The 22,487-nt window shown below is 47.2% G+C and carries 24 protein-coding genes and 1 tRNA gene; 14 read left to right on the top strand and 11 right to left on the bottom strand.

Annotation, left to right across the window (positions count from 1 at the left end):
• The first annotated feature begins 85 nt into the window (after positions 1–85).
• The 4 genes from XMG48_RS09545 to pstB all read left to right on the top strand — a co-directional run bounded on the left by XMG48_RS09545 (position 86) and on the right by pstB (position 4,720).
• A complete protein-coding gene (locus XMG48_RS09545; RefSeq protein ID WP_173481842.1) occupies positions 86–1,117 on the top strand; it encodes a substrate-binding domain-containing protein in 1,032 nt (343 codons plus the stop codon).
• A 69-nt stretch (positions 1,118–1,186) separates the two neighbouring features.
• On the top strand, positions 1,187–2,569 hold the full coding sequence (pstC, locus tag XMG48_RS09540; RefSeq protein WP_173481841.1) for a phosphate ABC transporter permease subunit PstC: 1,383 nt from the start codon (positions 1,187–1,189) through the stop codon (positions 2,567–2,569).
• A complete protein-coding gene (gene pstA / locus XMG48_RS09535) occupies positions 2,562–3,869 on the top strand; it encodes a phosphate ABC transporter permease PstA (RefSeq protein WP_173481840.1) in 1,308 nt (435 codons plus the stop codon). The genes pstC and pstA overlap by 8 nt, the downstream gene beginning before the upstream one ends.
• 8 nt (positions 3,870–3,877) lie before the next feature.
• On the top strand, positions 3,878–4,720 hold the full coding sequence (pstB, locus tag XMG48_RS09530; protein WP_173481839.1) for a phosphate ABC transporter ATP-binding protein PstB: 843 nt from the start codon (positions 3,878–3,880) through the stop codon (positions 4,718–4,720).
• Here the strand turns inward: pstB and XMG48_RS09525 are convergent.
• Both XMG48_RS09525 and ppk1 read right to left on the bottom strand, forming a co-directional pair.
• On the bottom strand, positions 4,717–6,228 hold the full coding sequence (locus tag XMG48_RS09525; RefSeq protein ID WP_173481838.1) for an exopolyphosphatase: 1,512 nt from the start codon (positions 6,226–6,228) through the stop codon (positions 4,717–4,719). The genes pstB and XMG48_RS09525 overlap by 4 nt on opposite strands.
• On the bottom strand, positions 6,212–8,281 hold the full coding sequence (ppk1, locus tag XMG48_RS09520; protein ID WP_173481837.1) for a polyphosphate kinase 1: 2,070 nt from the start codon (positions 8,279–8,281) through the stop codon (positions 6,212–6,214). The genes XMG48_RS09525 and ppk1 overlap by 17 nt, the downstream gene beginning before the upstream one ends.
• A 198-nt stretch (positions 8,282–8,479) precedes the next feature.
• On the opposite strand from ppk1, the gene phoU reads away from it, so the two are divergent.
• From phoU to phoR, 4 genes are all read left to right on the top strand, one after another.
• A complete protein-coding gene (gene phoU, locus XMG48_RS09515) occupies positions 8,480–9,199 on the top strand; it encodes a phosphate signaling complex protein PhoU (RefSeq protein ID WP_173481836.1) in 720 nt (239 codons plus the stop codon).
• Between the two features lie 105 nt (positions 9,200–9,304).
• Positions 9,305–10,165, top strand: coding sequence for a 4-hydroxybenzoate octaprenyltransferase (gene ubiA, locus XMG48_RS09510; protein ID WP_371731468.1), 861 nt, complete (start codon positions 9,305–9,307; stop codon positions 10,163–10,165).
• 71 nt (positions 10,166–10,236) lie between these two features.
• Positions 10,237–10,932 carry a phosphate regulon transcriptional regulator PhoB gene (phoB, locus tag XMG48_RS09505; RefSeq protein WP_173481835.1) on the top strand — a complete coding sequence of 232 codons (696 nt, stop codon included), beginning with the start codon at positions 10,237–10,239 and terminating at the stop codon, positions 10,930–10,932.
• 9 nt (positions 10,933–10,941) lie between these two features.
• The gene (gene phoR, locus XMG48_RS09500; RefSeq protein ID WP_173481834.1) at positions 10,942–12,228 is read left to right on the top strand and encodes a phosphate regulon sensor histidine kinase PhoR; all 1,287 of its coding nucleotides are present in this window, start codon (positions 10,942–10,944) and stop codon (positions 12,226–12,228) included.
• Positions 12,229–12,234: 6 nt separating this feature from the next.
• Here the strand turns inward: phoR and cysZ are convergent, their stop codons facing one another.
• From cysZ to hisB, 9 genes are read right to left on the bottom strand one after another with little or no spacing between them, the layout of a single operon-like run.
• On the bottom strand, positions 12,235–12,993 hold the full coding sequence (cysZ, locus tag XMG48_RS09495; RefSeq protein WP_173481833.1) for a sulfate transporter CysZ: 759 nt from the start codon (positions 12,991–12,993) through the stop codon (positions 12,235–12,237).
• 6 nt (positions 12,994–12,999) lie between these two features.
• Positions 13,000–13,230 (bottom strand): hypothetical protein, encoded by a 231-nt coding sequence (locus XMG48_RS09490; protein WP_173481832.1) that lies wholly within the window; start codon positions 13,228–13,230, stop codon positions 13,000–13,002.
• A gap of 10 nt (positions 13,231–13,240) precedes the next feature.
• Positions 13,241–13,672, bottom strand: a complete 432-nt coding sequence (locus tag XMG48_RS09485) for a hypothetical protein (RefSeq protein ID WP_173481831.1) — start codon at positions 13,670–13,672, stop codon at positions 13,241–13,243.
• The gene (locus XMG48_RS09480; RefSeq protein WP_173481830.1) at positions 13,669–13,941 is read right to left on the bottom strand and encodes a hypothetical protein; all 273 of its coding nucleotides are present in this window, start codon (positions 13,939–13,941) and stop codon (positions 13,669–13,671) included. Before XMG48_RS09480 ends, XMG48_RS09485 begins: the two co-directional genes overlap by 4 nt.
• Complete coding sequence (locus XMG48_RS09475; protein ID WP_173481829.1) at positions 13,941–14,543, bottom strand: DUF416 family protein; 603 nt, start codon at positions 14,541–14,543, stop codon at positions 13,941–13,943. Before XMG48_RS09475 ends, XMG48_RS09480 begins: the two co-directional genes overlap by 1 nt.
• Before the next feature lie 22 nt (positions 14,544–14,565).
• Positions 14,566–15,339: an imidazole glycerol phosphate synthase subunit HisF gene (gene hisF, locus XMG48_RS09470; RefSeq protein WP_173481828.1), complete on the bottom strand. Its 774-nt coding sequence runs from the start codon at positions 15,337–15,339 to the stop codon at positions 14,566–14,568.
• 10 nt (positions 15,340–15,349) lie between these two features.
• Complete coding sequence (gene hisA / locus XMG48_RS09465; protein WP_173481827.1) at positions 15,350–16,090, bottom strand: 1-(5-phosphoribosyl)-5-[(5-phosphoribosylamino)methylideneamino]imidazole-4-carboxamide isomerase; 741 nt, start codon at positions 16,088–16,090, stop codon at positions 15,350–15,352.
• Positions 16,091–16,116: 26 nt separating this feature from the next.
• Positions 16,117–16,767: an imidazole glycerol phosphate synthase subunit HisH gene (gene hisH / locus XMG48_RS09460; RefSeq protein WP_173481826.1), complete on the bottom strand. Its 651-nt coding sequence runs from the start codon at positions 16,765–16,767 to the stop codon at positions 16,117–16,119.
• Positions 16,768–16,770: 3 nt separating this feature from the next.
• Complete coding sequence (gene hisB / locus XMG48_RS09455; protein ID WP_173481825.1) at positions 16,771–17,364, bottom strand: imidazoleglycerol-phosphate dehydratase HisB; 594 nt, start codon at positions 17,362–17,364, stop codon at positions 16,771–16,773.
• Positions 17,365–17,487: 123 nt separating this feature from the next.
• On the opposite strand from hisB, the gene XMG48_RS09450 reads away from it, so the two are divergent.
• The 6 genes from XMG48_RS09450 (at position 17,488) to XMG48_RS09425 (ending at position 22,256) form a co-directional block, all read left to right on the top strand.
• Positions 17,488–19,044, top strand: a complete 1,557-nt coding sequence (locus XMG48_RS09450) for an AsmA family protein (RefSeq protein WP_173481824.1) — start codon at positions 17,488–17,490, stop codon at positions 19,042–19,044.
• Positions 19,045–19,056: 12 nt separating this feature from the next.
• Positions 19,057–20,109 (top strand): A/G-specific adenine glycosylase, encoded by a 1,053-nt coding sequence (mutY, locus tag XMG48_RS09445; RefSeq protein WP_173481823.1) that lies wholly within the window; start codon positions 19,057–19,059, stop codon positions 20,107–20,109.
• Positions 20,110–20,379: an oxidative damage protection protein gene (locus tag XMG48_RS09440; RefSeq protein WP_173481822.1), complete on the top strand. Its 270-nt coding sequence runs from the start codon at positions 20,110–20,112 to the stop codon at positions 20,377–20,379.
• Between the two features lie 67 nt (positions 20,380–20,446).
• Positions 20,447–20,522, top strand: a tRNA-Phe gene (locus tag XMG48_RS09435).
• Positions 20,523–20,652: 130 nt separating this feature from the next.
• Complete coding sequence (locus XMG48_RS09430) at positions 20,653–21,840, top strand: tyrosine-type recombinase/integrase (RefSeq protein ID WP_173481821.1); 1,188 nt, start codon at positions 20,653–20,655, stop codon at positions 21,838–21,840.
• 23 nt (positions 21,841–21,863) lie between these two features.
• Entirely contained in the window at positions 21,864–22,256 is a 393-nt protein-coding gene (locus XMG48_RS09425; protein ID WP_173481820.1) for a hypothetical protein, read from the top strand.
• The last annotated feature ends 231 nt before the right edge of the window (positions 22,257–22,487 follow it).

Genomic DNA, 22,487 nt, shown 5'->3' with positions numbered 1-22,487 from the left:
AGAGTTGTAACAAAGCAAGCGCCTAATAGTTATCAAAGAGGTAAGCGACAGCCTACCGACTGATTTAGAAACTAAGGAGTTTGAAATGTTCCTACGACTCGCAACAACAGCTGCTACTTTAACCGCTCTAATGAGCACTCCAGCAATGGCCCGAGATAACGTGAGCATCGCTGGTTCATCTACCGTTCTTCCATTCGCAACAATCGTTGCTGAGCGTCTAGGTCGTAACCCAGCGTTCAACACACCTGTTGTTGAATCAGGCGGTTCTTCTGTTGGTAAAAAAGGCGTTTGTGACGGCATCGGTACTGAGTTCATCGATATCGGTAACGCTTCTTCACGCATGAAGAGTGGCGAACTAGAGTACTGTGATGCAAACGGCGTGAAGATCACTGAGATCAAAGTCGGCTACGACGGTATCGTATTTGCTAACTCTAAAGACGCTGCTCAACTAGAGATCTCTCGCTCAGACCTTGGTAAAGCCTTAACAGCTAAAGTGGCCGTTAACGGTGAGCTAGTTGATAACCCATTCAAAACTTGGAAAGACGTTAACCCAGCGCTTCCAAATGTTGCAATCCGTGTCTACGGTCCACCAACGACTTCTGGTACTCGTGCATCATTCGCTGAAATCATCAACGAAAAAGCGTTCTGTAAAAAAGACGACGAGATGAAAGCAGCACTAAAAGCAGCAGGCAAAAAAGCAAAGTCTTGTCGTGCGATGCGTACTGACGGTGCGTACATCGAAGCTGGCGAGCAGGACAACCTGATCGTTCAAAAGCTGCAAGAAGACTCAGAAACTTTCGGTATTTTCGGTTTCTCTTACCTTGATCAGAACTCTGACACTCTACAGGGTGCGAAACTGGATGGCGTAGCACCAACATTCGAAGCGATTGCTGACGGTTCTTACAAAGCATCACGCGCACTGTTCATGTACGTTAAACACCAGCACGTTGGTGTTGTACCAGGCATTGCTGAGTACATGACTGAGTGGACTAAACACTGGGACGAAGATGGCATCCTAGCGGACGCAGGCATGATCCCAATGCCAACTGCAGAACGTGAAGAGATGGCTGCTCGCATGACAGCACTGCCAGTTCTTACTGCTGATGCTCTTAAGTAACCCAATCCTAGATTGAAATTAATCCGGCCTGTATTACAGGCCGGATTTTGCAGCATTTGAGATACTGAAATGACACTGACTTCGTTGCTAATTATTTTAACAGTCATCAGTCTCGCCTTTTACTTCATAGCTAAAAGGACGGTTCTTATCGCTCGATCAAATGGGCAGGTATTCCACTCACTTCCGAACTACTATGGCCTTTGGGCTGGCTCTTTAGCCTTCTTCCCAGCGGTTGTTGTATTGATTCTCTGGTCTATCATCGATATTCAGCTGTTCCAGAGCTGGGTGCGTGATTTCTATCCTCCTGAAATCCTTGCTGCCGGTGGCTCACAAGCCATTGTGGCGCTCGCCAAGGTAGAAAACATAGTCGCAGGCATCCGTTTTGGTGAACCTGAAGCATGGGTTCTGCAAGCAGGAGATGCTTGGATTGGCTGGGCTGCAACCTCTACGATGCTGAAATCAGCCGTGGTATTAGGCCTAGCAACTGTGTGTGGTCTAATCGCTTACCGTCAGATCGATTCCGATTTTCGTGCACGTAACGGTGTAGAAAAGCTGATCTCATACGGTCTGATTGCAGCATCGACTATCGCGATACTAACAACCATTGGTATCGTACTGTCTGTACTGTTTGAAACCATTCGATTCTTCCAACTGGTACCGCCAACTGATTTCATCTTTGGTACTGAGTGGAACCCTCAATTCGAAGGCGCAGAGCGCGCTGGTTCGGGTGGCGGTGAAGCGAAATACGGTATGCTTCCGATGTTTGCCGGCACCTTGTTGATCTCATCTATCGCGATCATTGTTGCAGTGCCTGTAGGTTTAGCCAGTGCGGTCTACCTAGCAGAGTACGCGTCACCTAAAGTGCGATCTACTGTTAAACCGCTTCTTGAGATTCTAGCCGGTGTACCCACCGTTGTTTACGGCTTCTTCGCAGCCTTGACCGTTGCACCTGCCATCAAAGGCTTTGGTGAATCTTTAGGCCTTACCGTTGCGTCTGAATCAGCACTCGCGGCAGGTCTCGTCATGGGCGTAATGATCATTCCATTCGTCTCATCTCTTTCTGATGACGTGATCAATGCGGTGCCTCAATCACTTCGTGATGCAGCTTACGGATTGGGCTCGACTAAGAGCGAAACCACCCGCCAAGTGGTACTTCCTGCGGCCCTACCAGGTATTGTGGCGGCCGTTATTCTCGCAGTGTCTCGTGCAGTGGGTGAGACCATGATCGTCGTAATGGCTGCGGGCCTAGCGGCCAACCTTTCGTTCAACCCTCTCGATGCTGTCACAACCGTGACATCTCAGATCGTTACAATTCTGGTCGGTGACCAAGAGTTTGAGTCGGCGAAAACACTATCAGCATTTGCGCTATCTACAATGCTGATTATTTTGACCTTGGGTCTAAACTTCTTCGCCCTTCAAATTGTTAAGAAGTACAGGGAACAATATGACTAACAAGGCATTCAAGGGCCTCTCACCTCAAGAGGCGACTGCGCGCGTTGAAGCGTCACTTAAACAACGTCGCAAGAAAGAGAAGCGCTTTCGTCTGATGGGCTTATCGGCTGTTGGCTTAGCGTTAACATTCCTAGTCATTCTGTTCTCGGGCATCTTAACGAAAGGCTTGCCAGGTATGTTCCAGCACTACGTTCAGCTGGATGTGGTATTGGACAAAGCGCGTCTTGACCCACAAGGTGATATGTCAGATGCCTCGCTTTTCTCGGGCGATGCCGACAAAATTATTTTGGAAGCCTCACTGGCCTCTATTGGTGAAGAGGGAGGCCGAAAAACCAAGAAGGCCCTTCGTAAGATGGTCTCTTCGGGTGGCTCACAGCGCCTGATCGATTTCGTAAAGGCGAACCCTGAACTGATGGGGACAACCCAAACGATTAAGTTTGCTGTGGATGATGATATCGACTCGTTCCTGCGTGGATTCATTAAACGTGAGACCCCAGAAAAGGATCGTCGAATCAACGACTTCACCATTGAGATCGTAGATAAGTGGCAAGAAGCCGGTTTAATCAGCTACGAGTTAAGTGACTACCTGTTCTTCGGTTCTGCATCGCGTGATGCAGAGATGGCAGGCATCAAAGGAGCGCTTTTTGGATCGCTCCTGACCCTGGCTATCTGTGTCAGCATCGCCTTCCCTCTTGGGGTTGCAGCAGCCGTCTATCTTGAAGAGATTGCTCCGAAAAACCGCTGGACTGAGATCATTGATATCAATATCAACAACCTAGCGGCAGTGCCTTCAGTGGTGTTCGGTATCATGGGCTTGGCGATCTTCATCGTCACCTTTGGTATGCCACGATCTATTCCGCTAGTGGGCGGTATCGTACTGGCACTGATGACTCTGCCGACGATTATCATCTCCTCGCGCGCGGCGATTCGTGCAGTACCGCCGAGTATTCGTGATGCCGCACTGGGTATTGGCGCGTCGAAAATGCAGACCATTTTCCACCATGTCATCCCATTGGCGATGCCGGGTATGCTGACGGGTACCATCATTGGTATGGCGCAAGCTCTAGGTGAGACCGCACCACTGTTGATGATTGGTATGGTCGCCTTCATTGTTGATATTCCTGGTGGCTTTACCGACCCTGCGACAGTATTACCGGTTCAAATCTTTATGTGGGCTGACTTTGCAGAGCGAATGTTTATTCAGAAAACCAGTGCTGCAATCATCGTACTACTGGCCTTCCTTATCACGATGAATGCTGCTGCAATCTTGCTTCGTAAGAAGCTAGAGCGTCGTTGGTAAGCGAAAAAATGAACGAATCTAAAGACTTAAACAATTCAACGGACAAGAAGATGGAAAACAGTAATATCAAAACGACGGGTAATGTGTTTGTTGAAAACCCGCGCATGACTGCTCGTAATGTTGACGTTTACTACGGCGACAAACATGCCATCAATGATGTCACCATCGATATTGGTGAGCAGGAAGTCATTGCTTTCATCGGCCCATCCGGCTGTGGTAAATCAACCTTCCTTCGTACCTTGAACCGTATGAACGATACCATCGATATCTGTCGAGTAGAGGGTACTATCGCATTGGATGGCCAGGATATTTACGCGCCATCCGTGGACGTTGTACCACTTCGTGCGCGTGTCGGCATGGTTTTCCAAAAGCCAAACCCATTCCCTAAATCGATCTACGACAACATTGCTTACGGTCCTCGTATTCATGGCTTAACGAAAAGCAAAAGTGAATTGGACGACATCGTAGAGTCAGCACTAGAGAAAGCGGGCCTTTGGAACGAAGTTAAAGATCGTCTAGATCAACCGGGTACAGGCCTATCGGGCGGTCAACAGCAGCGTCTATGCATCGCACGCGCTATTGCGGTAAGCCCAGAGGTCATTCTTATGGATGAGCCTTGTTCCGCACTGGACCCTATTGCGACAGCAAAGGTTGAAGAGTTGATCGAAGAGCTTAAAAGTCAGTACACCATCGTTATCGTCACGCACTCAATGCAACAGGCAGCGCGTGTCTCTGATCGTACAGCCTACTTCCACCTGGGTGATCTGATTGAGGTGGGTAATACTGAACAGATCTTCACCAACCCATCACACCAGCTAACGCAGGATTACATTACAGGCCGTTTTGGTTAGAGCAGAAATTCAATTCGCATATCGATGCCGTACTGTTTACAGAAAGACTCTTCCCGCTCCAGATCCGCAATCAGGAGTGGATATTCATCACTGACCTCTGCATCTAATGAGAGGGTGAGTCGTTCGCCATCGAATTCAATTTTAGGTACTTCAGGGTACTCGCTGCTTCGACTTAGGTGCCAGATAACAGAGATACGTAAAATCAGAATCAACGCGATGGCATGTTTTTTGGATAGCATGCCAAGGTTGGTCACTAGGGACTTTTTAATCTTTTTACGATGCAATCGAACCATTAGCGCGACCAGCTTTTGCTGGTCGAAACTAAAACCGGCTAGGTTTGAATGCTCTAAAATATAGGCTGAATGCTTCTGCAAACCACTTGAATTTAGGTTGAGTCCTACCTCATGTGTCAGTGCCGCATATTGCAGGTAACGACGAGTAAAAACCGGAAGTCGTAATTCTGGAGCTAACTGCCGCCAAAGTTTCGTTGCGGTATCACTGACTCGCTCCGCATGCTTGGTATCAACGTGGTAACGTGCCATCAATGAGCGAATCGCACGCGTTCTAGTATCCTGCTGATCACCCGATGACGCCGTAAACTCTCCCAGCAAACCTTCACGTAACGCACCAGAGGAAAACTTGGCTTGCTCAATCTCGAGGCTAGAGAAAACGGCATCTAGAATCGCCAAACCACCAGCGAAAATCTGCAATCGTTGCTCACTAATGCCTTTTACAACTTTACTGGATAACTCATTTTTGACGACTAATTTACGTAAGGCTTTTATCGATTTAGCGGAAATCTCTTTCGGATCATAGCCCAAGTTTTCACTGGCTGTCGCTATCGCTTGTGCTGAACCTGAAGTACACCGGACTTGATTCCAACCGATGGATGCAAAGAGGGCAGAAAAGCGTTCCAGCTGCTGTTGCGCATAGAGCTTCGCTTTTTTATAAGAGGCCTTATCAACGCCTTTACTGAAGAAGGCCTCGGTAAAACTCACCGAACCCATAGTATGAGAGCGACCTAACTCCAAGCTATTCTCACGACCGAGTGCAACCTCAGTGGACCCGCCACCAATATCAATGACCAAGGTGTTACCCGCTAAGTGCTCTGAACTTGAAACACCCAAATGAACCAGGCGAGCCTCTTCTTGACCACTGATAATCTCGATGGGGTATGGAAAGACTTGTCTAGCAGAGGCAAGAAATTCACTGCGATTCTTAGCAATTCGCAAGGTGTGTGTACCGACCACGCGCACAGTACAGTTTGGAAAGGGCGTTAGTTGTTCAGCAAATGTCTTGAGTACTGCGACTCCTCGTTCGATAGCCTCTTCAGAGAGGTTATTTTTAGCGTCTAAACCCTCAGCCAAGCGAACACGCTCTTTGTGTTTAAAAAGGGGCTGCACATCATCGTGAAGTTGACGCACGACCAACATGTGAAAACTATTAGAACCTAGATCAATCGCTGCAAAGTGTCGTGATTCAGATTCAGAGTTATGCTTGTCGTTCACGAGAGCGCTCCAGCTGTTTTAAGTAGTCGTAAATCGCCATCTGTGAGCGTATTTTCTTACGATTGCCACGAGTTACATAATGATTGGCCTGCTCCGGGTCTAAGGCTCTAGCCTTAGTGTTATCTCGCCATTGTAGGTCGAGCTGGTCCTTAATGAGCTTACGAACATTTTTATCCAAAATTGGGCAACCGACTTCAATTCGGTGGTCGATGTTGCGAGTCATCCAGTCAGCAGAAGTTAAAAACATCTTTCGTTTACCACCAGCATAAAACAGTGACACACGAGCATGCTCAAGATAGCGATCGACAATACTGATGATTTTGATATTGTCACTCACGCCTGGTATACCGGCTAAAATGTTACACATTCCGCGAACAATTAGACGTATTTTGACTCCCGCCTGGCTCGCTTCATAAAGTTTATTAGAGAGTCCTTCGTCGACTAGATTATTCACTTTCAAAAAGATCTCGGCACGGTTGCCATTGCGTGCCGCTTCAATCTCATCATCAATCAATTGATTGATTGGGTCACGGCTGTAATTTGGACTAACTTGAAGATGTTTGAACTTGAAATTTTTGTAAGGATTGATAATAAAATCAAAGACTTTATCGAGCTCTTCTGTAATCTCAGGTCGTTTAGTAAACAGACCAAAATCAGTGTAAATTCGAGCAGTTTTCTCGTTCAAGTTACCGGTACTGATGTAACCATAAGCAACCTCTTCACCCTCCTCTTCTCGGACGACGTGAATTATTTTTGCATGACACTTAAGTGAGGCAACACCAAACTCAACAACAACCCCTGCCTCAGTAAGTTCACGTGCCCATTCAATATTCGCCTCTTCATCAAATCGTGCACTGAGCTCGACAATGACAATCACTTTTTTACCGTTCTTAACAGCCTCGATCAGTGATTTGAGAATCTGACTATTGTTCGCTACTCGATAAACCGTTACCTGTATCTGCTTAACAGCGGGATCGAACGACGCCGCACGCACAAAATCAGTCAAATAACGAAATTTATAGTAGGGGTAGTGGAGCAGAATGTCCTCTTTAGAGATCGCTTCGAATACATTCGATGCACTATCAAATTGATGACTATTCAGAGCCGAGAGCTTTTCGTTCTCTAGATAGCGAGGACCAACATTTGGAAAATTAATAAAGTCTTTAAAGTTTCGATAACGTCCGCTCGCAGTGGTTTCCGCATCGGGTTGTAGCCCCAAATTCTCACACATGAAGTCAAACATGTAATCAGGCATCATTTCGTCATAGACCAGTCGCACAGGCCTATTCGTATCACGCTGTTTGATGCCTTGAGACATTTTCTCTAGTAGGGATAACTCAACATCACGCTCTAAGTCATAATCCGCATCTCGCGTCACCTTAACGGCAAACATTTCGGTCGAGTCAAAATCGATAAAACCATCAAAGATATCGTCAACGCAATAGCGAATGGCGTTATCGAGCACGATGATTGGCTTTCGCCGCTGACCTTTGATTCGAGGCAGTTGGATAAATCGGTTGGTTTTATCAGAAGGAATTTCAAGAAGTGCATACTGAACTGAAGTCCCTTTTTTTAGGGCACACATCAGGTACGCATCTTCGTCATTCATGACGCTAGCAAGCTTGGTGTTCTCATTCACTAAGATGGGTGTGATGTGGTGCAGGACCTCATCTCGGAAGTATTTCCGTAACCAGCCACCCTCTTTCTCGTTCAACTGATCGTTATTGATCAGAAAGATATTGCGACGGGCGAGTCCCTTGATGACATCAATGTGGATGTCATTAAAACGATCTGCGAGAGTTTGTACCTTCTCATTCACTAGATGTAACAGGTTTTCAGCCGACATCCCTTTGGGTTCGACCTTGCCTAGTTGCTCAAGACGTAGGCGACGGTGCAAGTCTGCAACCCGAACTCTGAAAAACTCATCTAAATTGCTGGAGTAAATACCCAAAAAACGGACACGCTCAATGATGGGTACGTTTACATCCGCAGCTTCCTGCAGTACGCGTTCATTGAACGATAACCAACTTAACTCTTTTTCAATTAACTGCATTGCGTGTCCATTGGGCTTATCTCAACAGCCTAAAAAGCTTATTTCTTTGATAATCATAAGTTTTATCGCAAGGTAAGCCTACCCTTTAGAGATATATTTTCCTTTAACCAAATCGACACGAAACTGTCACAAATCTCTAACATTCTTTTGAAATACTAAAGGTAATTAGACCTAGTTGACCTAAAAAGAGGGTTTGTAATGCGCGACAGTGGCGAGATCTATTCGCAACACACATCAAATAAGTTCAACGAAGAGCTTGAGAGGCTTCGTTCCGAATTTTTAGAGATGGGCAGAACCGTTAAGCAGCAAGTCACTGACTCTTTGCATGCACTGCTCAATCAAGATATCTCACTGGCTGAATCAACTCGTGAGCTGGATCGAGAGACCAATCGCTTCGAAAATCAGATAGATAAAGCGTGTGAACAGATCATTGCGCTTCGCCAGCCAGCAGCCGTTGATTTAAGGCTGGTTCTGTCAATCAACCGTGCCATTGTTGATCTGGAGCGTATCGGAGATGAAGCCTCTCGCGTTGCCAAACAGGCCATCGATCTGTCAAATAATGAATCGAGTAGCAAAAGTCTTCATGAGGTCAGCCACATTGGTGAGATGGTCACAGACATGCTCAACTCAGTATTAATCGCTTTTGAAAATCGTGACATCGAATTAGCGTACAAAGTGGTCAAGAGTGATAAACATGTTGATCGTGAATACCAGTCGACCATGCGAGCTTTAATCACTTTCATGATGGAAGACTCACGCTCTATCAGTGGTGTGCTAAATATAATCTGGATCCTTCGTGCACTAGAACGAATCGGTGACCATGCCTGCAATTTGGCTGAGCAAGTCATCTACCAAGTCAGCGGTACCGATGTTCGTCACATGAAGACTAAAGAGATCAAAAAGATCGTTCGAGAGTAAGCTTGCGACTCTGCTTCTAACAAAGCCACCTTCAGGTGGCTTTGTTGTTTTAAGCACTCCCTCACTTCATACTACCACCTTAATTTAAAGATACTTGAGTCACTTGTGATCACTGCAGATAAACTCCATGCCGCATGGCAATTGATGCGAGCAGACAAACCGATTGGCACCTATCTCTTGTTATGGCCAACTCTCTGGGCTTTATGGATCGCCGCAGGTGGCTTACCCAGTTGGGATCTACTGTTTATCTTTACCTTTGGGGTATGGGTGACTCGTTCAGCCGGCTGCGTCATTAACGACTTTGCAGACCGCAAAGTGGATGGCCATGTAAAACGCACCTCCGAAAGGCCGCTACCAACGGGCCGCATTACTAGCAAAGAAGCCATTGGCTTGTTCGTCGGATTAATGCTGATCGCGTTTATCTTAGTGCTATTCACGAACAAAGCCGCGATCTTGCTATCGCCCATCGCTCTGTTATTAGCCTTCAGCTACCCCTTTATGAAGCGCTACACCCACTTCCCCCAAGTCGTTTTGGGTATGGCGTTTGGTTGGGGAATTCCGATGGCCTTTGCTGCAACCTTAGGCGAAGTGCCATTAGTCGGCTGGTTAGTCTTCCTTGCTAAAATTTTATGGACGGTCGCTTATGACACCATGTACGCCATGGTCGATCGGGATGATGATTTAAAGATAGGCATCAAATCGACAGCTGTATTTTTTGGCCAATACGATCGCATGGCTATAGCCGGCCTACAGATTGCTGCTCTTGCTGTACTGGTTTGGATTGGAATACTGGAATCCCTTGGAATCTATTTCTATCTTGGACTGATAGGTGCTGTAGGGTTCTTTATCTACCAGCACTGGCTGATAAAAGATCGTGAACGCATGCCCTGTTTCAAAGCATTTTTAAATAATCACTATGCTGAACTAGTTGTTTTGGTGGGATTAGCTGCTGATTACGCACTGTAAAACGTCATTGTCATCTTTTTGTAACGAAAGCATCATTTAATGAGGTCAATGAAACAGATGAGAGAGTTACCATGAGTCGTTCCAGACGCATACTGATCGTTGATGATGAATCCGCTATTCGTGAAATGATTGTAATGGCACTAGAGCTCGCCGGCTTTGAGACACTAGAGGCCTGTGATGCAAAAACAGCCCATGCCATGGTCATTGATGAAAAGCCTGACATGATGCTGCTCGATTGGATGATGCCTGGTACCAGCGGAATAGAGCTAGCCAAACGCCTTCGCAGCGACCCTACCACCAAAGACCTACCGATCATCATGCTGACGGCGAAAGCTGATGAAGACAATAAAATTCAGGGCCTTGAAGCGGGTATAGATGATTACATTACTAAGCCTTTTTCACCCAAAGAGCTGATCGCTCGCTTAAAAGCGGTTCTTAGAAGAAGCCTTCCCGAGAGTGATGAGGGCGCCATCTCAATCGGTGGGATTATTTTAGATCCAGTCTCACATCGGGTTTCGGATGCTTCCGGCCAGTCGCTCAATCTAGGTCCAACAGAGTTCAAACTGCTTCATCTGTTTATGACACATCAAGATAGAGCCTATTCCCGGGGCCAATTATTAGATATGGTTTGGGGCGGGAATGTCTATGTGGAGGAGCGAACAGTGGATGTGCACATTCGACGTCTTCGCAAAGCACTAGGGCCAGACCTTGGTAATTTAATCCAAACAGTTCGTGGTACAGGATACCGTTTTTCAACCAAACTCTAGGATAGATTTGTGACCGAATCGATAGCACGCCAACTACTTGGCCTTCTCAGCTTTACTCTTGCTGGTGCAGTTCTCGGTTTTTTTACAAGTCACAACCTAATACTGGGTGCATTATTTGGCTCTTTGCTTTGGTCGATATTGAGTTCGCTGCTGAACGCAAAGTTAGTCACTTGGCTAGACCAAAATCTCAGCTCGCCAGATCCTAAATTACCCTTTGAACAGGGGCGTATTGTTCGCTCGATAGCCAACTATCGGAATAAGACGGAAGCAGAATACGATGAGATCCATGCCGATATGGATCAGTTTCAAGCAGCCACCTCTGCCATGAAAGACGCCATCGTCATCATTGATAATCAAGACAATATTGAGTGGTGGAATAATGCCGCTGAAGAGATATTAGAGATAACCATTGAGCAGAAACATAAAAGGGTACAGGAGGTCTTTTCTGCACCTAACTTCTTAGAATTTTATTCTCAATCTGATCAAATTGATTCATTCAAAGCCGACTCTGCAGACCAAAAAAGAGTTCTTGAGTACCGTGTAGAGTCCTTTGGTGAAGGTGACAAAGTGCTAATTGTTAGGGATATCTCTGAGAGCGAAAAAATTGGCCTTATGCGTCATACCTTCTTAGCCAATGCATCACACGAACTAAGAACTCCCATCACAGTAATTCACGGCTACCTAGAGACTCTGCAAGAGCAAGAACTTCCTAATCCGATACAAAAAGCGATCCACTCTATGCAGTCTCAGAGCAGTCGTATGGCTGCTCTGATTGCTGACCTTCTAACCCTTTCTCGCTTGGAAACCAGCTCAGAAAATAAGAGCCGAAAGCCCATTTTCATTAGAGAAATGCTAGAAAGGATCACAGAAGAAGCAAAAGAGGTGTCAGGGCCAAAACAGCATCAAATCTCACTCGAAATGGACCAAGGCTTTGAGATTCTTGGTAATGAGGGCGAGGTACGCAGCGCTCTATCCAACCTCGTGTTCAATGCGGTCCGATATACTCCGGCTAACGGAGTAATTGATATAAAACTGAAATCCGTCGACACCAGTGTACTGTTTTCGGTGACCGATACCGGTGTCGGTATACCAGCAGAGCACATTCCAAGAATCACTGAACGCTTCTACAGAGTGGATGAAGGGCGATCCCGCGACAGTGGTGGTACAGGACTTGGACTGGCCATAGTGAAACACGTGTTGGTTCGGCACAATGCTAAGTTGGGAGTTACTAGTAAACCGGGTGAAGGTAGTCGCTTCAGTGTGACCTTCCCTGAAAGTCGAGTGGTTAAGATTTAGCAGCGCTTACTTTAAACGCCCCTGCTCACCATCAGCTTCATACTCTTCCACCCAAAAGATCGTCGCACCAATCACGGCCGCCGGCATCAAAATCAGATTCAATAGCGGCACCAACATACCAAGCTGAATCACCGAGCCTAGACTTAACGCAGACCAACGGCGCTCTTTCAATAACCCCTTCATTCGCTTGAAAGTCAGACCGTTATTATCCATCGGGTAGTCGATGTACTGAATCGCCATCATCCACGCACTGAAGATGAACCAAAGCACTGGGGTCGCTAGGTTGATGAGCGGTATAAAGCCTAGAATCAACAAGAGCAAAACCCTTGGAATAAAGTACGCCAACTTAGCTAACTCACGCGCGAGGGTGCCGGGAATCATCTGCAATAGGCTGAGTTCATTGCTGATCGCATCGCCTCGCAGACGCTGCTCAACCCGTTCTGAAAGGATACCGTTGAATGGCGCGGCTATAAAGTTCGCAACAACCGAGAAGCCGTAATAGACCATCAGCACCAAGACCAGTGCGAAGATAGGCCATAAGAAGTAGATCAGATAATCCAACCAACCCCAATCAGGTAACCAGAGCGCGATTAGAGCATCAACCCAAGCAGAGAAGTTGGTCACCAGAAGATAGATCGCCCCAACAAAGATGACTGTATTGATCAGCAAAGGTACCAATACAAAGGCGCGAAGACCGGGCTCCGACAGCATTTTGAAACCGCGGCCTAGATAGGCCAACCCTGAGAAAGGCGAGTTCGTGCGCATGGTGAATTACGCTAGGAAGTTTAGGTAGACTCGAATCACAACCGCCAGAATCATGCCGCTCAGACCGATGCGGTTGATACGAAACTCGGTTGGGTTAAGTTTGAGTAGCGGCTCCCAAAAGCGAATGATCGCTTTCCAATCGCCACTGCGAGTTCCATACATGGCCAGAGAGATGATGTAGATGCCCAAGCCACCCCAGAATAGGAAGGGCTCCATCGCTGCTAAATAGTAGTTCATTCAATTGTCCTTATTGTGTTGCGCAGTGCTGCTGCTTTTGACGCATCAGAAGACGGCAGCCATCGCCGCGACTGTTCAGATCGTAGCAGGCAAAACGAGCCCACTCTTTCTCATCTTCAGTCTTCTCTTCTTGGAACTCAGGCACCCCATCACAGAAGCTCTCTGCACGTTCGGCAACGCCCCAACAACCGCGTAGATACTGACCGGCATCGACCGTACACGAGATGCTTAAGCACTCAGCAATCTGACCAATAGCATCATCAAAACAAGCTGCGTCCGTTTTTACCCTACCCTGCTCTTCACCTTTAGCAAAGAACTCGGCAGCCGCCTGTTGTCGCTCTGAGTTAAACGCTTCTAGCCAATCATCACCGGCAAACTCTGCCCAGAGGTAGAAGCCGATGCCTGACATTAAAATAAGAGCCCAGATGATCTTTTTAATCACGCAACGTCTCGCTTATTGGGTTTATAGAGGCCAACGATGGTTAACAGAAGACCCAACACACTCAACAGCATGCCGCCGTTCACCAACAGTGGGTAGCGCACCATAAAAGGAATAAAAGGTTGTTCTGTCTGTGGATCACACTCTGAGAGAGCATAGTCGTAGAAACCACCGGTCGCCGTGCAGCTCTCGATCAAGTGCTGCTCGTACATGTAAGCCCCCATCAGTGCGAGGCTTGGAACAATCAGAAGAATAAGACCCAGTCTAAGCATTACTCTTCGTCGCTGATCCCTATGTTTGAAATGCCTTGGTTTTCACCAAGTTCACGCAGAGCTGAAATGGTTGCAGCATTCTGTTTAGCGCCGTTTAGCTGTTCCAGAACTTCGCTCTGAAACGCATCTTCATCCAGCATCATGTCGTGAGAGTTGATCATGCGGATCAGCTCTTCATCAGACATCTGATCGTCCGCTTCAGCAAACTCAATGTAAGCCGATACGGTCTCGTAAGAGAGGTTCGATACCGCAACCGCGTCGCTCGCCTCTTTCTCTAGCTTACACATCAGCGTTGAGTAGAGCGCCAGCATTGCATCGCGGGCAGGAATGGCACCAAAGGTGTCGAACTCATCGAGATCCACCAGGTTATCGTCAACATGGCCAAGCTGAACGTCGTAGTTTAGCTTGCTGCCGTTTTGAGCCAATTCACCCCATACGCCATCAAGCACTGTGCGCATGCGATCTAAATCGCCAAACTCCATCAACTTGGAGAACAGCGCGAAGTTATTGAACATACGCTCGGTCAGCGCAGCAGAGAAGGCAACCTGCTGCCAGTGCTCAAGGTTACGAATCTCAGTTTCTAGTTCATTGGGATCTAGCATCGATGCCTACCTTTGCCGTTGATTAAAGACGTACTTCAATACCGCGCTCACGCATGTACGCTTTCGCTTCGGGTACTGTGTATTCGTTAAAGTGGAAAATAGAGGCGGCCAGCACTGCGTCGGCTTTGCCTTCGATGCAGCCATCAACCAAATGATCTAAGTTACCAACGCCACCTGATGCGATGACGGGAATGGTCACCGCTTCAGACACTGCTCGAGTCACGCCTAAATCATAACCACTTTTCACACCGTCTTGGTCCATGGAGGTCAGTAGAATCTCACCTGCACCAAGCTCTTCCATCTTTTGCGCCCATTCAACAGCGTCTAGGCCGGTTGGCTTACGGCCACCGTGGGTAAAGATCTCCCAGCGGCCCTCTTCATCTGGAGCAGAGACTCGTTTTGCATCAATCGCCACGACAATACACTGACTACCAAAACGATCCGCTGCCTCTTTCACAAACTCGGGGTTAAATACGGCTGCCGTATTAATAGAGACCTTATCAGCGCCAGCATTTAACAGCGTACGAATATCGTCACAGGTACGAACACCACCGCCAACGGTCAACGGGATAAACACTTGCGACGCCATACGCTCAACCGTATGCACCATCGTGTCACGGCCTTCATGGCTGGCTGTGATATCCAAAAAGGTGATCTCATCAGCCCCCTGTTCGTCGTATCGACGGGCGACCTCAACTGGATCACCAGCATCACGAATATCGAGGAACTTAACGCCTTTAACGACGCGTCCGTTTTCGACGTCCAGACAAGGGATAATGCGCTTCGCTAGTGCCATCTATAAATCCTTACTTAGCCGTCAGCTGATCGCTAAGAGCCTGTGCTTCAGCCACATCCAGTGTGCCTTCATAAATAGCTCGGCCAGTAATCGCACCCAAAATGCCTTGGTCAGCCACTTCCGCCAATGCACGGATATCGTCGATGTTCGTGACACCGCCTGAAGCGACAACAGGAATACCGCCCTGTACCGCCAGATCAACGGTAGCCTCTACGTTAACGCCCTGCATCATGCCGTCACGAGCGATATCGGTGTAGACAATTGAAGAGACACCGTCATCACGGAAACGTTTAGCCAGATCAACCGCCATTACATCAGTCACTTCCGCCCAACCATCAATCGCAACGCGGCCATCTTGCGCATCAAGACCCACAATGATGTTGCCTGGGAAGGCTTTACACATCTCGGTAACAAACTCAGGCTCTTTAACCGCTTTAGTACCGATAATCACGTAAGAGACGCCGGCATCTAGGTAGGCTTCAATGGTCTCTGCAGAACGGATACCGCCACCGATCTGAATCGGTAGATCAGGGTATGCTTTAGCGATCTCACGAACGATACCACCATTGACTGGCTCGCCTGCGAACGCGCCATTCAAATCGACAAGGTGCAAACGTCGACATCCCGCATCGACCCACTTTGCCGCCATATCAACGGGGTTGTCAGAGAATACGGTTGAGTCATCCATACGGCCCTGACGCAGGCGCACACATTTACCGTCTTTAAGATCAATCGCAGGGATAATTAACATTGAAGCTTTTCCTATGGGTGAACGACTTATGCTTGGCCGTTCCAATTTACAAAATTCTTTAGAAGCTGAAGGCCCGCTTTCGAGCTCTTCTCTGGGTGGAACTGCGTAGCAAAGACATTGTCTTTTGCCAAAGCCACATCAAAGTCGACACCGTAATTTGCGGTACCGGCAACCAATGACTGTTCCGCCAACTTAACGTAGTAGCTGTGCACAAAGTAGAAACGTGTGTCGTTTTCGATGCCCTGCCAAAGTGGGTGATCAATGCTCTGCTGAACCTGATTCCAACCCATGTGCGGCACTTTGAGCTTGTCGCCATTGTCGTCTTTAAGATCTTTACCAAAGAAGTTAACACGGCCTTCAAACTCGCCTAAACACTCCACACCGCCATTCTCTTCAGAGAAGTTAGTCAGTGCTTGGTAACCCACACAGATACCTAGGAAGGGCTTTCCAGAGCTGATCGCTTCGCTCACCTCTTGATCCACACCCAGACGGCGCATCTCTGCTACACAATCGCGAATAGCGCCAACACCTGGCAGAAGGACGCGATCCGCATCGCGAACCTTCTGTGGATCAGCCGTCAACACGACCTGAGTGCCGTCGTCGGAAACCAGTTCAAGCGCTTTGGCAACCGAGTGCAGGTTACCCATACCGTAATCAATAACGGCAATCGTGCTCATAACTTATAGACACCCTTTAGTTGAAGGCATCATGCCAGCAGCACGATCGTCAAACTCCAATGCCATACGCAGAGCGCGGCCAAAGGCTTTGAATACAGTCTCCGCTTGGTGGTGAGTGTTCTTACCGCGCAGGTTATCAATGTGCAGCGTGACACCCGCGTGATTCACAAAACCGTGGAAGAATTCGCCAAACAGATCAACATCAAAACCACCCACAGAACCACGCACGAAATCGACGTGCATCTCTAGACCTGGACGACCTGAAAAGTCGATTACAACACGTGACAAAGCCTCATCAAGTGGCACGTAAGCGTGGCCGTAACGACGAATGCCTTTCTTATCACCAACAGCCTGCTTAAACGCTTGGCCCAGTGTAATGCCGATATCTTCGACCGTGTGGTGATCATCGATGTGTGTATCGCCATTCGCTTTGACGTTGATATCAATCAAGCCGTGACGCGAAATTTGGTCCATCATGTGTTCAAGAAAAGGGACGCCAGTATCGGCTTTAAACTCGCCGGTACCGTCCAAATTGATCTCAACACTGATCTGAGTTTCTAGCGTATCGCGTGATACGTTTGCTGTGCGTGCAGCCATGTTTCTCTCCGCTAGTCATGCGCAAAGCGCAAGTATAGCGAAATCGCGCTGGAAACGGCAGGTTAACTGGCTTTTTTTAATTTTCGACTACACTGAATGTAAATCCCTAATTTGGAAAACACTATGAAAGTCGCTATTCGAATAATCGTCGCCCTACTATTGCTGGCTGTTTTAATGGTTGGTGCACTGGCAGGCTACATGGCCTACCTGTTTGATCCCAACGAATACAAAGCCGAAATCGAGCAGCAAGCCAAAGAAAAAGCCGGCATTGAACTGGCAATAAATGGCCCGATCGGTTGGTCGCTCTACCCTACGCTTGCGGTGGAGCTGAGCGACATCTCTGCACAAACGAACGACTCACAACAACAGGCCACCCTCGAAAACGCACGAGCCGTTATTAGTATCCCAGCACTGTTGGGCGGCAAAATTGAAGCGGACAGCATTCAAATCACTGGGCTGATGCTCTCTATGCCCAATCAAGATCAAGGCAACCTCGATCTAGCCATCGATCTGACAACCGCCCTGCAATTCGATACCGAGAAGCAGATTTTGACTCTCTCCAACATCGATCTACGATTTGATGAAAGCCGCTTTAAAGGGTCAACAACCGTCGATCTGAACAGCTTTGCCATGCAAGTCAATTTAGCAGGGGACAGCATCGATTTGGATCGCTACCTCCCATCAAGCGACACTGAAGCAAATAGTAGTTCTTCCGAAAAAGGCTGGCCAACAGATCCAATCGAGATATCACTGCCCATTGCTGATAACTCTTCTTACCAGCTATCGCTCGATACCCTTATCGTGAAAAAGCAGACCATTTCTGACATAAAACTCAGCGCCAAAACCAAAGGGGGCGTGCTGACCGTCGATCAGTTAGATGCTAAAGCCTTTGGTGGCTCTTTAAATGCCACTGCCGAGATTCGAGCAGATAACAAAGCGCCAACCTTAACGTTCAATCCAAGGTTTAAAGACATTGCCGCTGAACAACTGATGGCACTGGCTATGGAAGATCCCATACTCTCGGCCAAAGTAGACCTAGCAGGAACGCTGAGCACTAAGGGGACATCCGTTAAGGCATTCATCGAAAACCTCAACGGCAAAATGACACTGACCGCTGAAGAAGGGGTAATCAAAGGGATCGATATGGCACAAGAGCTTTGCCAAAAGATCGAGAACATCACTTCGTTCGGCTTCAACCCTGACCAGGTCGACAAAACCACCCCGATTGCTAACCTGAGCAGCGATTTCATTATTAAAAATGGCGTTGTGACCAATCCTGAACTTCTAGCTAGTGTCGATGCCGCCAACCTAGATGCCAACGGGACCGTTAACCTGCCCAAACAGTCACTGGATTACACCCTTGGGCTTACCATAAAAGAGGACCTCTTCCAGAAGAGCTGTGGCATCAATCCAGCACTGCGTGGCACCCGTATCCCCGTCAATTGCAGAGGCACATTCGACACCGACCCTGTTAAACTCTGCAAACTGGATACCCGCTTTGTTGGTGACATGCTGAAGAAAGTAGCTGGCGAGAAGCTGCAAGCAGAGATCGACAAGAAAAAAGAAGCACTCGAACAGCAAGCCAAAGAGAAGCTACAAGACTCTCTTAAAGATAAATTGGGCGAACAGCTGAAAAGCCAAGACGCCAGATCTCTGATTAAAGGGCTGTTCGGTAATTAATAAAGAGACCGAATGGATAACAGTCACTTCTCTGCGATCGTGTTGAAATGGTTTGATCAACACGGTCGCAAACACCTCCCTTGGCAACAGACAAAAAGCGCATACAACACTTGGATCTCTGAAATCATGTTGCAGCAGACCCAAGTAGCGACTGTGATTCCTTACTACAACGCCTTTATGGAGCGTTTCCCCACAGTCGAAGCCTTAGCCAAAGCACCGATTGATGAAGTTTTGCATCACTGGACCGGTCTGGGTTACTACGCCCGCGCCAGAAACCTGCACAAAGCAGCCAACATGGTCGTTAATGAGTTTAAAGGTCACTTCCCGCAAGACCCTCACCTGCTCGAGCAACTTCCAGGTGTAGGACGATCAACCGCTGCCGCGATCAGTTCCATTGCTTATGGCACCAAAGCAGCCATTCTGGATGGCAATGTAAAACGCGTCTTAGCACGATACTTTGCTGTCGAAGGTTGGCCCGGCAATACCCAAGTCGCTAATCGGCTTTGGGATCATGCCGATTCATTGACCCCGAATAGCCGCAATGCCGACTACACCCAAGCGATGATGGATCTTGGTGCGACACTCTGCACTCGCTCCAAACCCCGTTGTGCAGATTGCCCAATTAGCGACGGTTGTTTAGCTCTAAAAGCAGATCGCGTTACAGATTTTCCTGGATCAAAACCCAAAAAAGAGAAGCCCACAAAACAGACCTTTATGTTGTTGATAAAAGAGGGTGAAAAGTTCCTTCTCGAGCAACGGCCTGCGGCAGGCATATGGGGTGGACTGTGGAGTTTTCCAGAAGTCACAGACCTACGGGATATAGAGATGCACTGGGCGATTGATCAAGAGAAACTTGAGATCCTAGAGCCGTTTAGACACACCTTCTCGCACTACCACCTAGAGATCACACCCGTCGTCATCAATGCAGACTACCTGCAAGTCGAACACGTCATGGAAGAGCGAACCACACTCTGGTATAACAGCGTACAACCTAGCGAAGTTGGCTTAGCGGCGCCTGTTAAGACACTGATTGATACACTCAGCGCCGCACACAAGGAGAGTTAAATGTCACGCACTGTATTTTGTCGTAAGTACCAAGAAGAACTAGAAGGCCTAGAGCGCGCACCCTACCCCGGCCCAATCGGCCAAGATGTGTTCGACAACATCTCTAAAAAAGCATGGCAAGAGTGGACCGATCACCAAACCATGTTGATCAATGAAAAGCACCTCAACATGATGGATGCAGAATCGCGCAAATTCTTACAAGGCGAAATGCAAAAGTTCTTCGCTGGCGAAGATTTCGAAAAAGCCGAAGGCTACGTACCCACTAAATAAAGATTTTTTAAATCAGACTGTTGACACCCAAAGCAGATCTCGGTTTAATACGCGCCTCCAATGAGTTGCCTCGATAGCTCAGTTGGTAGAGCAGAGGATTGAAAATCCTCGTGTCGGTGGTTCGATTCCGCCTCGAGGCACCATTCTTTAAGGCCTAGTCACACGACTGGGCTTTTTTGTATGTGTCTCTAGGCCATATCTCACGGGGTATTCTGAGGCCTGCATCATTACTTCACTGTGTTTTCCCTAGTGAGCACAGGATGATAGTAGACAATGCAGAAGACATCTAAGCACCCCCAATATACTTTTATCAAAGGCGATATCTATTACTTCTCAAGAGCTATACCTGCTGACTTGAGGCACCACTATTGCTCTCATCGGTTTGTACAGAGCTTAAGAACCAAATCAAAGGCTAAGGCAGCTTCTGCATCTAAGTTACTATCCTCAAAGCTTGATGATTACTGGCTAAGCCTTCGTTTACTAAATAATGAAATTCCAGCAGCTCATTTATTAATTGCCCAAACGGGCTCGAATCAAACCTCTGAGTTACCAAGTATCCGTGATGCTTTGGACCTATATTTATCAGTAAAAGGAAAACATAGAAGTAAGCTCTTCTTTAGCCATACCAAAAGAGCTATCAACTATCTAATAGAGAGCCGTGGCTCACGTAGCATAGACCTGTACTCCAAATCAGATGCCGCCAAACTACGAGATTGGTTTTTTCAACGAGGTCTTAAGGCCTCATCAGTTCAGAGGAATTTCAGCTGTATTAAAGCAGTAGTTAGCTTTGCAATTAATGAGCTGGGTTTAGACTGTAATAATCCTTTTCAGGGGGTCTATTTACCATCAGATGAGGTAACTCTTAAGAGAAAACCTATACCGATGAAGCAAATTAAATCGCTGCAGAATTTGTGTATCGAAATCGATGACGACATGCGACATCTTATTGCTCTCATCAGTGATACTGGTATGCGCTTAGCTGAGGCAGTTGGATTGGAAAAAACAGATATTATTTTAAATAATGAGATGCCTCATTTAATAATTCAAACTCATCCTCATCGTTCACTAAAAACAGCATCAAGCCAAAGAGTCGTCCCACTTGTTGGGTATTCTCTATGGGCTGCTAAAAGAATACTGCAGACTAACTTGTGCTCAAAATATTGTTTCCCAAGGTATGTAGAAAACCAAAACTGCAAAACCAACTCCGCAAGTGCAGCATTAAACAAGTGGCTAAAATTGGTTACAAATGAGTCTGCTGTAGTTCATGGGTTAAGACACAGCTTCAGAGACCGTTTAAGAGCTGTCGAGGCTCCTGTTGAGGTTGTGGACCAGTTGGGAGGCTGGAGTCTGAAACGGGTTGGTCAATCTTATGGGGACGGGTACAGCCTGAGTGTTCTATTCAAGTGGATGAAGCGAATAGAGTTTACAACCAGCAAGCTAAGAACTAGTCTAATATTTTAGTCATCATCTAGTAGGCTTTTGTTATGCACAACAAAATCAAAGCAACTGTACTAATCACAACAATAACAACTATTACTGGTTGTGTAGGACCTTTAGTACCAGTAAAGAAAATTAGTGAGATTCCAATAGAGCAACGCAGAGAAGTGTTATCCATGCCCATTTATAACGAGAGTCAACTTAATGGGAAGACGTATTCAATTCTGAATATTGTAGAGGGCATTTCTTGTAAAAATAAGACTTGGGACCCCGCTGCGACTAAAACAGATGCAGTGAATCAAGCTAAGTACTGGGCATACGAAATGGGTGCTGATGCTCTAATGGGTATTCAGTGTGACCAACCACGAGGCACGACTACTACATACAATTGTTGGGAAAGCATAACCTGTACTGCTCAAGCAATTTCAGTAGAAGATTAATGTGCTCACTAGGGAAAACACAGTGAAGTAATGATGCAGGCCTCAGAATACCCCGTGAGATATGGCCTAGAGACACATACAAAAAAGCCCAGTCGTGTGACTAGGCCTTAAAGAATGGTGCCTCGAGGCTGACTCAGTGCCTGCCTCAGGACTCATTTACTTCACTGTCACTAATAAATACAGATACTTACACACCTCTCGTTCGTCCGCAAAGGACTTTTAGTGTCTACA

The organism is Marinobacterium sp. xm-g-48 (assembly GCF_013282925.1).
GTDB lineage: Bacteria > Pseudomonadota > Gammaproteobacteria > Pseudomonadales > Balneatricaceae > Marinobacterium_E.
This window is presented reverse-complemented; position numbering and strand designations above follow the sequence as displayed.

Bases quoted from the DNA above. Each gene is read 5' to 3' on its own strand.
- XMG48_RS09545 (WP_173481842.1), top strand. From the start codon at position 86: ATGTTCCTACGACTCGCAACAACAGCTGCTACTTTAACCGCTCTAATG.
- pstC (WP_173481841.1), top strand. From the start codon at position 1,187: ATGACACTGACTTCGTTGCTAATTATTTTAACAGTCATCAGTCTCGCC.
- pstA (WP_173481840.1), top strand. From the start codon at position 2,562: ATGACTAACAAGGCATTCAAGGGCCTCTCACCTCAAGAGGCGACTGCG.
- pstB (WP_173481839.1), top strand. From the start codon at position 3,878: ATGAACGAATCTAAAGACTTAAACAATTCAACGGACAAGAAGATGGAA.
- ppk1 (WP_173481837.1), bottom strand. From the start codon at position 8,281: ATGCAGTTAATTGAAAAAGAGTTAAGTTGGTTATCGTTCAATGAACGC.
- phoU (WP_173481836.1), top strand. From the start codon at position 8,480: ATGCGCGACAGTGGCGAGATCTATTCGCAACACACATCAAATAAGTTC.
- phoB (WP_173481835.1), top strand. From the start codon at position 10,237: ATGAGTCGTTCCAGACGCATACTGATCGTTGATGATGAATCCGCTATT.
- cysZ (WP_173481833.1), bottom strand. From the start codon at position 12,993: ATGCGCACGAACTCGCCTTTCTCAGGGTTGGCCTATCTAGGCCGCGGT.
- XMG48_RS09490 (WP_173481832.1), bottom strand. From the start codon at position 13,230: ATGAACTACTATTTAGCAGCGATGGAGCCCTTCCTATTCTGGGGTGGC.
- XMG48_RS09480 (WP_173481830.1), bottom strand. From the start codon at position 13,941: ATGCTTAGACTGGGTCTTATTCTTCTGATTGTTCCAAGCCTCGCACTG.
- XMG48_RS09475 (WP_173481829.1), bottom strand. From the start codon at position 14,543: ATGCTAGATCCCAATGAACTAGAAACTGAGATTCGTAACCTTGAGCAC.
- hisF (WP_173481828.1), bottom strand. From the start codon at position 15,339: ATGGCACTAGCGAAGCGCATTATCCCTTGTCTGGACGTCGAAAACGGA.
- hisA (WP_173481827.1), bottom strand. From the start codon at position 16,090: ATGTTAATTATCCCTGCGATTGATCTTAAAGACGGTAAATGTGTGCGC.
- hisH (WP_173481826.1), bottom strand. From the start codon at position 16,767: ATGAGCACGATTGCCGTTATTGATTACGGTATGGGTAACCTGCACTCG.
- hisB (WP_173481825.1), bottom strand. From the start codon at position 17,364: ATGGCTGCACGCACAGCAAACGTATCACGCGATACGCTAGAAACTCAG.
- XMG48_RS09450 (WP_173481824.1), top strand. From the start codon at position 17,488: ATGAAAGTCGCTATTCGAATAATCGTCGCCCTACTATTGCTGGCTGTT.
- mutY (WP_173481823.1), top strand. From the start codon at position 19,057: ATGGATAACAGTCACTTCTCTGCGATCGTGTTGAAATGGTTTGATCAA.
- XMG48_RS09440 (WP_173481822.1), top strand. From the start codon at position 20,110: ATGTCACGCACTGTATTTTGTCGTAAGTACCAAGAAGAACTAGAAGGC.
- XMG48_RS09430 (WP_173481821.1), top strand. From the start codon at position 20,653: ATGCAGAAGACATCTAAGCACCCCCAATATACTTTTATCAAAGGCGAT.
- XMG48_RS09425 (WP_173481820.1), top strand. From the start codon at position 21,864: ATGCACAACAAAATCAAAGCAACTGTACTAATCACAACAATAACAACT.